The organism is Asticcacaulis sp. AC460, assembly GCF_000495795.1.
Lineage (GTDB): Bacteria > Pseudomonadota > Alphaproteobacteria > Caulobacterales > Caulobacteraceae > Asticcacaulis.
Genome location: NZ_AWGD01000007.1, coordinates 1 through 1425 on the forward strand (window position 1 = coordinate 1; position 1425 = coordinate 1425).

Consider the following 1425-nt stretch of genomic DNA (forward strand, 5'->3'; position numbering starts at 1 on the left):
CATCTGTGGACGCCCCTCTGAGCGCAAGCTTAAAAAACGATTGTCTGGCAAAAAAGTTGGGAGCTTTCATCTGTCCGGCCTGTTGATGCAGCTGGATGTGATGCCGCTGGCCATTATGGAGTTCGCGGTTCGGGTCCAAATCACAAAAGCGCACTTTAGAAGTGCCGTGTTTTTCCCTGGTTTTCCCAAACCGGTCTATCCGACTTTTGCCATAAATCCTTTCGTCCGCTTACGCTTGTACAGCACTTGACCGAGACGGTTTATGCCGCCTTGGCCGAAGTTTGTTGATCAAGATCGGCAGCGCCTTTGACTTGATCGTTGGAAGTTTGTGGATCGCGGTAGACACCGCCCTTGGCGCGAATGGCCCAGATGATGCGCGCGGTTTTGTTGGCCAGGGCTGTGATGACCAGCATTGTGGGTTTCTTTGCCAGCATTCTGCCCAGCCATGTTTTAGGGTTCAGGGGCCGCCTCATAGCCTGACGGACGACGGCGGCGGCGCCGAGCAGAAGAAGTCGTCGCAAGGTCGGTTGCCCCTTCTTCGAAATCCCGCCCAGCCTCTGTTTGCCGCCACTGGAGTGCTCGACGGGCGTGAACCCGAGCCATGCACCGAAGTCCCGCCCACACTTGAAAAAGTCCGGCTCCGGCATGAGCGCCATCAGAGCCACGGCTGACATGGGCCCCACCCCGGGTATGGTCATGAGCCGGCGAGATGTCTCGTCCTGCTTAGCCTGGGTGCGGGTCTGCCTGTCCAAGTTGTCGATCTGCTCCGTCAGAGTGGCTATGTTGGCCGCCAGGAATAACAAGCCGGGTTGAGCGGCCTCAGGCACAGCACTACCTTCGTCACCCAGTTTGGCAATCAGCTTGTCTACATGCTGGCGCCCCAGTGCGACGACAAGGCCAAACTCACTCATCAGCCCTCGTAAGGCATTGATGCTTTGGGTTCGCTGCTTGGAGAGTTGTTCCCGTACGCGTAACTGAGTGGCTTGGGCCTGCGCTTCCTCACTCTTGGTAGGAACAAACCGCATGTTCGGCCGGACCGCGGCTTCCGTCACGGCTTCAGCATCCACCCTATCGCTCTTATTGCGCTTCACGAACGGCTTAACATGCGAAGGCGCTATCAACCGTACCTCGTGACCTAACTTCGATATCTCACGAGACCAGAAATGCGCACCTCCGCAAGCTTCCATCACCACAAGGCACGACGGCTGCTTCAAAAAGAAGCTGATGACTTCATCACGGCGAAGACGGCGATTGAAAACCATCTTCCCCTCTTTCGTTGCACCATGGACTTGAAAAACACTCTTGGCCAAATCCAGGCCGATTATGCTAACTTCACTCACGGACGCCTCCTTTTGCTTGAGATGCTTAAACACACCTCATTCTGGCACATCGATGCCGTACAGGGGGCGTCCACCCCATCACGAA

At 56.1% G+C, this 1425-nt stretch carries 2 protein-coding genes; one reads left to right on the top strand and one right to left on the bottom strand.

The window, feature by feature from the left end:
* The coding region (locus ABAC460_RS50710) for a hypothetical protein (protein WP_035425888.1) at positions 1-250 on the top strand (250 nt) is incomplete at its 5' end.
* Positions 251-260: 10 nt separating this feature from the next.
* Here the strand turns inward: ABAC460_RS50710 and ABAC460_RS28455 are convergent.
* A complete protein-coding gene (locus ABAC460_RS28455) occupies positions 261-1340 on the bottom strand; it encodes an IS110 family transposase (protein WP_052012716.1) in 1080 nt (359 codons plus the stop codon).
* Between the last annotated feature and the right edge of the window lie 85 nt (positions 1341-1425).